This is a genomic window from Nocardiopsis sp. NPDC101807 (genome assembly GCF_044766605.1).
Lineage (GTDB): Bacteria > Actinomycetota > Actinomycetes > Streptosporangiales > Streptosporangiaceae > Nocardiopsis > Nocardiopsis tropica.
Genome location: NZ_JBIWMK010000008.1, coordinates 22232 through 29034 on the forward strand (window position 1 = coordinate 22232; position 6803 = coordinate 29034).

The 6803-nt window shown below is 72.6% G+C and carries 5 protein-coding genes; 1 reads left to right on the forward strand and 4 read right to left on the reverse strand.

The features are described from left to right. Positions 1–48 precede the first annotated feature (48 nt). From ACIRPH_RS23610 to ACIRPH_RS23625, 4 genes are all read right to left on the reverse strand, one after another. The gene (locus ACIRPH_RS23610) at positions 49–822 is read right to left on the reverse strand and encodes an AAA family ATPase (protein WP_402917905.1); all 774 of its coding nucleotides are present in this window, start codon (positions 820–822) and stop codon (positions 49–51) included. Positions 823–1061: 239 nt separating this feature from the next. Continuing rightward, a complete protein-coding gene (locus ACIRPH_RS23615) occupies positions 1062–2015 on the reverse strand; it encodes a co-chaperone YbbN (RefSeq protein WP_402917908.1) in 954 nt (317 codons plus the stop codon). A 171-nt stretch (positions 2016–2186) separates the two neighbouring features. Then, on the reverse strand, positions 2187–3917 hold the full coding sequence (locus ACIRPH_RS23620; RefSeq protein ID WP_402917911.1) for a methylmalonyl-CoA mutase: 1731 nt from the start codon (positions 3915–3917) through the stop codon (positions 2187–2189). A gap of 73 nt (positions 3918–3990) precedes the next feature. Beyond that, positions 3991–4512 (reverse strand): MarR family transcriptional regulator, encoded by a 522-nt coding sequence (locus ACIRPH_RS23625; protein WP_267950494.1) that lies wholly within the window; start codon positions 4510–4512, stop codon positions 3991–3993. 427 nt (positions 4513–4939) lie between these two features. On the opposite strand from ACIRPH_RS23625, the gene ACIRPH_RS23630 reads away from it, so the two are divergent. Beyond that, positions 4940–6607 (forward strand): glycosyl hydrolase family 18 protein, encoded by a 1668-nt coding sequence (locus ACIRPH_RS23630; protein WP_402917914.1) that lies wholly within the window; start codon positions 4940–4942, stop codon positions 6605–6607. Positions 6608–6803 lie beyond the last annotated feature (196 nt).

Consider the following 6803-nt stretch of genomic DNA (forward strand, 5'->3'; position numbering starts at 1 on the left):
CCGTCAGCACAAGGTGACAATTACCGCGATGGTAAAAAATCGCACAAATTACGACGAATCAGAAGTGTCGTCCGGACGTCCGCCGGCCCGGGGCGGGAGGTCCCCGGCGGGGGCCGCCCGGTCCTCGGCAGCCCTCACGACGAGGTCCGTGCAGGCCTCCAGGGACAGCGCCGAGGTGTCCAGGACCAGGTGGTAGTGGCGCGGGTCGGCGGGGTCGGCGTGGTAGAAGCGGCGCACGTACGAGGCCCGGGCGCGGTCGTTGTCGTCCAGCAGCCGCAGCGTGGGCACGCCCTCCCCCCAGCCGCGCCCGGAGCACTCCTCCCGGTCGCCGGCCTCCCACAGGGCGCGGGCCCTGCGCAGGCGCGCGTCGCGGCCGCCGTCCAGGCGCACGTGCAGGGCGGCGGGGTGGTCGGCGAGGACGACGGCCCCGGCGCGTCCGAGGACGACGCCGCCGCTGTGGGCGACCTCGCCGATGACGAGTTCGGTCTGCTCCACGAACTCGTGGTCGTAGAGGAGGCGCCCCTCGTCGTCGGTGGTGCCGATGAAGGCGGTGTCGACGCTTCCCAGCGTGACGGTGGGAAGGCGTGCGGCACTGGCGAGGAGGCGTTCGAGCCCTCCGGGGGCGCGGTCGTCGCGCTGGAGGACCTCGTCCAGGGAGCAGCCGATCTGGGCCGCCACGGCGCTGGGGATCGCGCGGTCGAGGAAGGCCACGCCCAGCCGTGCGGCGACGGCCGGCCCCACCGCGCTGCCTCCCGCGCCGTAGGTGGCCGAGATCGTGACCACGGGCTCGCCGGTCCTGCGGGGGTCGTCGTCGCTCGCCATGGGACACCTGCCGGGTCGACCTGCGGGCCGTGCGGCCCGCCTCTTGCGGACTCTTTACCCAGGCGGCGGCGGGCCATCCGTGATCGTCCGCGCAAGAACGCGCCGACTTTCCGCGGCGCCCGGACCGGTCGGCGGACCTCCGCGGCCGGTTCCGGACGGAAATTCGGCGGGGACCGCCGTTCCGGTCCCGGTCGGGGCGACCGGGGCCGGAACGGTCGGACCGCTCCCCCGCGCCGTCCTCAGAACAGCGCGGAGGTGAGCTTGCGCCGGGCCGCGCTCACACGCGGGTCGCCCGGGGGCAGCAGGTCGAACAGCCCCAGCAGGTGCTGGCGCGCCCGGTCGCGGTCCTTGTCGCGCGTCGCCCTGACCGTGGCGACGAGGCGGTCGAAGGCGTCCTCGAACTTGCCGCCGTACATGTCGATGTCGGCCGCGGTGGTCTGCGCGTCCACGTCCGCCGGGTCGGCGTCGGCGGCCGCACGGGCCGCGTCCGGGTCGACGTCCTGGAGGCGCCCCACCAGGCCCACCTGGGCGAGCTTGCTCCTGGACTCGGTGTCGCCCGGGTCGGCCTCGACGGCCTTGGCGTAGACGGCCGCGGCGGCGTCGAAGTCGCCCCGGTCCAGGGCCTCCTGGGCCTCGGCGTCCACCGGGCGGCCCTGGGGCGCCTCCGGCTGCGCGCCGGCGGCGTCCTCGGGCCCCGGCTCCCCCGCGAGGGTTCCGGGGTGGCCCGGGGGCAGCGCGCCCTGCTCCTGGAGGGCGGCGAACGCCTCGGTGAGCCAGCCGGTGAGCTGCTCCTCGGTCGCCGGGCCCGCCGGGCCGGGCAGGAGCTGCCCCTGGACGGCCACGATGATCATCGGGGCCGTGGGCACCCGGAGGGCCTGGACCAGCTGAGGGCTCGCGTCGCTGTCGACCTTGGCGAGGAACCAGTTCCCGCCGGAGGCCGCCGAGAGCTTGTCCAGGACGTCCTCGAACTGCTTGGACTGGTCGGACCAGCCCGCGAGGACGGCCAGCACGACGGGAGCGGTCATGGACCGTTCGAGGACCTGGGCCTGGAAGGAGGACTCGTCGACGTCGAAGGCGTAGGGGTTGGATCGACCCGCCGACTCCGCCGCACGCTGTTTGGCCTCGCGTTCCATGGCCGCCTTGCGCGCGCCGAGGTCAACGGCACTGTTCGGTGAAAAGTCCGAAGGCTGCATGCTTCCATCCTGCCGTATCCGCGGGGAGGGCGTGGACCGCCCGCGAAGGGGCCGGGACGTGTTCCGCCGAACGCGTCCCGGGGGCGGGCCTCCCCTCCTGCCCCCGCGTGACGAACGACGGGCCCCGCCGGAGGGTTCCGGCGGGGCCGCGCGGCTCGTGGGGGCCCGGTCTCAGAAGCGCGGGTCCTCGGTGTAGGTACCGAACTCCTCCCCCATCGTCGCGCAGATCTCGCCCATCGTGGCCTCGGCCCGGGCGGCGTCCATGATGAGGGGGATCAGGTTGCGGTCGGCCGCGCGGACCCCCTCCAGGAGGGCGGCCAGCGCCGCGTCCACGGCGGCGCCGTCGCGGCGCGACCGGCGCTCGGCCAGCTCGCGCTTCTGCTCGTGCTCCACCTCGTGGCTGATCCGGAGGATGTCCAGTTCGCCGGAGACGGTGCCGGTGTGGCAGTTGACCCCCACGATCCGCTTGTCGCCCTTCTCCAGGGCCTGCTGGTACTGGAAGGCGGACTCGGCGATCTCCGAGCTGAAGTAGCCGTTCTCGATCCCGGCGAGGATGCCGGAGGTCATCGGGCCGATCGCGTGCTCGGCCCCCTCCCCGCCGCCCATCCGCAGGATCTCCGCGAAGATCCGCTCCGCCTCGGCCTCCAGCTCGTCGGTGAGCGCCTCCAGGTACCAGGAGCCGCCGAGCGGGTCGGCCACGTTGACGATCCCCGTCTCCTCCATGAGCACCTGCTGGGTGCGGAGGGCGATCTCGGCGGACTGCTCGGTCGGCAGTGCCAGGGTCTCGTCCAGGGCGTTGGTGTGCAGGGAGTTCGTGCCGCCGAGCACCGCGGCGAGGGCTTCGACCGCGGTCCGGACCACGTTGTTGTAGGGCTGCTGGGCCGTGAGGGAGACGCCGGCCGTCTGGGTGTGGAACCGCAGCCACTGGGCCTTCTCCGTGCGGGCGCCGTAGACGTCCCTGAGGCGGCGCGCCCAGATGCGCCGGGCGGCGCGGAACTTGGCGATCTCCTCGAAGAAGTCGATGTGCGCGTCGAAGAAGAACGACAGCCCGGGCGCGAACGCGTCCACGTCCAGCCCCCGCGAGAGGCCGAGCTCGACGTAGCCGAAGCCGTCGGCGAGCGTGTAGGCGAGCTCCTGGCCGGCCGTGGCCCCCGCCTCGCGGATGTGGTAGCCCGACACCGACAGCGGTTTGTACGCGGGGATGTGCTCCGCGCAGTACTCCATGAGGTCGCCGATGAGCCGCAGCTGGGGCTCCGGCGGGTACAGCCACTCCTTCTGGGCGATGTACTCCTTGAAGATGTCGGTCTGGAGCGTGCCGTTCAGGGTGCGGACGTCGACGCCCTGGCGCTCGGCGGCGACCAGGTACATGCAGAACGCCGGAACGGCGGGGCCGCTGATGGTCATCGAGGTCGTGGTGTCGCCGAGGGGGATGCCGTCGAAGAGCAGGTCCATGTCGGCCACGGAGTCGATCGCCACCCCGCAGTGGCCGACCTCTCCCAGGGCGTGGGGGGAGTCCGAGTCGTGGCCCATGAGGGTGGGCATGTCGAACGCGACCGAGAGCCCTCCGCCGCCGGAGGCCAGGATCATCTTGTAGCGCTCGTTGGTCTGGCGGGCGTTGCCGAAGCCGGCGAACTGGCGGATGGTCCACGCCCGCCCCCGGTAGCCCGTGGGGTGGAGTCCGCGTGTGTAGGGGAACTCGCCGGGCCAGCCGACGCGCTCGAAGCCGGGCACCTCGGCGCCGGGCGGGGGCCCGTAGACCGGTTGCAGGGGGCGTCCGGACAGGGACGTGAAGTCGGCGTCGCGTGTGCGCGCGGAGTCGTAGCGGCGCTGCCAGCGCTCGCGCCCGGCCTCGATCTCCTCGGCCCCGCCTCCGCCGGTGGGGTCGCTCGTGGTGTTCGCCATAGCGAAATAGTAGGACGTCCAACTAAATATGTACAGGGACGACGCCTGCGGCGCACCGCCCGGAGCGGGCGGCTCAGCGGCCCTCGGCGGCCCCGGACACGGGCTCGGGGAAGTCGCCGAAGTCCACCCTGAGCTTGGTGAACGTCTCGTGCATGCGCCACAGCTCCTCGTCGGAGTAGCAGCCCAGCCCGAAGTCCATGCCCAGCAGCGCCCGGGTCGCCTCCTCGGTGACGGCGCGCCCGGTGTCGGTGATGTCGGCCAGCACGCCGCGGCCGTCGCTGGGGTTGGGGCGGCGGCGCACGAAGCCCTGCCCCTCCAACCGGTCGATGGTGTTGGTGACGCTGGTCGGGTGCACCATCAGGCGCTCACCGATCTTGCCCAGGGGCAGGGAGCCGGAGGCGCTGAACGTGAGCAGGACGAGCGCCTCGTAGCGGGCGAAGGTCAGACCGAACGGCTTGAGGGCGCCGTCCAGCTCGCCTATCAGGATCTGCTGCGCGCGCATGACCGAGGTGACCGCCGCCATCGCGGGCGAGGCGCCCCATCTGCGCGTCCAGTTGTCGTGTGCGCGCTCGATCGGGTCGAACGGAAGATTCAACGGGTTTCCCACGCCGCCACTCTAGGGCGTACCCGGAGGGCGCCGTCCGCCACGAGGATCGGCCACCCGACGTAGCACTCGCACGACGCGGAGTCAATGGCCCCCGGTGGCCACAAGGGGACACGGACAGCCCCGGGGGCCGGTCCACCCCTCCAACTCGGAAAACCCGAAACCGGGGCGGATCTTCTCCAGAAAGTTCACGGGAGGCCGTTGACGCCACGCGTAATTATTAGTTAAGTTTCCTAAAAATTTATCCCCCCACGTCAGAGGCACCGGACCCAGGTCCAGGACCTCACTTCGTTCGTGGACCACCCCTGCCGGGAGACCGCGCAGACACCCTCCGACCGACCGGCCGCAGCCCATCCCACACACTCCGCGGTACGACGGTCGCCCCCGCCCCCAGCTCATGACCAGGAGATCTCCCGACGTGAGAGCACGACGTTCCAGCACCCTGCTCGCGGCCCTCGCCGCAGCGGTGCTGACCGCCCCACTGGCCGCGGCGCCCTCCACCGCCGCCGCAGAGGAGGCCGACGCCTCCGACCTCACGGTCACCTACGTCGAGTCCGCCCGCTGGAACACCGGCTACACCGGTGAGATCACCGTCCACAACGCCTCGGACACCCCCGTGAGCGACTGGACCGTCGAGTTCTCGCTGCCCGACGGCAGCCGCATCCACGAACTGTGGAACGCGAGCCTGGCGGGCACGGCCGAGGGCTACACCATCACCCCGCCGCGCTGGGGCGCCGCCGTCCCCGCCGGCGGCGAGTACTCCTTCGGCTTCAACGGCCTGCACGCCGACGGAGGCACCGACCCCGTCGACTGCCTCGTCAACGGCTCCCCCTGCTCCGGCGGCGGGGGACCCTCCCACGACAGCTACTCCGTCGCCTACTTCACCCAGTGGGGTCCGAAGGAACGCGACTACCACGTCCGCGACCTCGTCGACAGCGGCAGCGCCGAGAAGCTCACGCACGTCCAGTACGCCTTCGGCAACGTCAGCGCCGACGGCGAGTGCGTCATGACCGACGAGGAGGGCCAGGGCGACGCCCTCGCCGACTACGGCCGCCCCGTCCCCGCCGACCAGAGCGTCGACGGCGCCGCCGACGACCCCGGCCAGCCTCTGCGCGGCAACTTCAACCAGCTCCTCAAGCTCAAGGAACAGTACCCCGAGCTGGCCGTCAGCATCTCCCTCGGCGGATGGGAGTGGTCGCGCCACTTCTCCGACGCCGCGCTGACCGCGGAGTCCCGCGAGAAGCTCGTCAGCTCCTGCATCGACCTCTACCTCCGGGGCGACCTCCCCGAGCTCAACGGCGCGGGCGGCGAGGGCGCCGCCGCGGGCGTCTTCGACGGCATCGACCTCGACTGGGAGTGGCCCGGGTCCGACGGCAACCCGCACAACGTCGTCCGCCCCGAGGACAAGGAGAACTTCACCGCCCTCGTGCAGGAGTTCCGCGACCAGTTGGACGAGCTCGGCGCCGAGGACGACCGCCACTACGAGCTGACCGCCTTCCTGCCCGCCGGCGGCTGGCGCCTGGACGCCGGGTTCGAGCTGGACGAGCTGATGCCGAACTTCGACTTCGTCACCGTCCAGGGCTACGACTACCACGGCACCTGGGAGTCGGTCACCAACCACCAGTCCAACCTCGTCACCGACGCCCGCGACCCCGAGCCGGTCATCTCCGCCGAGCTCATCCACCAGGCCTACATCGACCGCGGGGTCGACCCGGCCCAGCTGGTCCTGGGCATCCCCTTCTACGGACAGGGGTGGACCGGCGTGGAGCCCGGCCCCGACGGCGACGGCCTCTTCCAGCCGGCGACCGGCCCCGCGCAGGGCACCCACGGCGCGGGCACCGAGGACTGGAAGGTCCTCCGCGGACTCACCGACGAGGGCTTCGAGCTGTACCGCAACGACGAGGCCGGAACGGCCTGGCTCTACGACGGCCGGACCCTCTGGACCTACGACGACGAGACCGCGGTCGCCCAGAAGACCGACTGGGCCCAGGCCCAGGGCATGGGCGGCGTGATGATCTGGTCCATCGACGGCGACGACGCCGAGGGCAGCCTCATGGCCGCCATCGACGCGGCGCTGGCCGACTGACCCCGTGAACCCCCGGTCCGGCGCCCCCGGACCGGGACCGAGCGGCGTCGGTGCTCTGATCCGGGGAGCACCGCCGCCACGGTCGGGGGGGGGCCCGGGGGGGGGGGCCGCGCCCCCCCCCCCCCCCCCCCCCCCCCCCCCCCCCCCCCCCCCCCCCCCCCCCCCCCCCCCCCCCCCCCCCCCCCCCCCCCCCTAC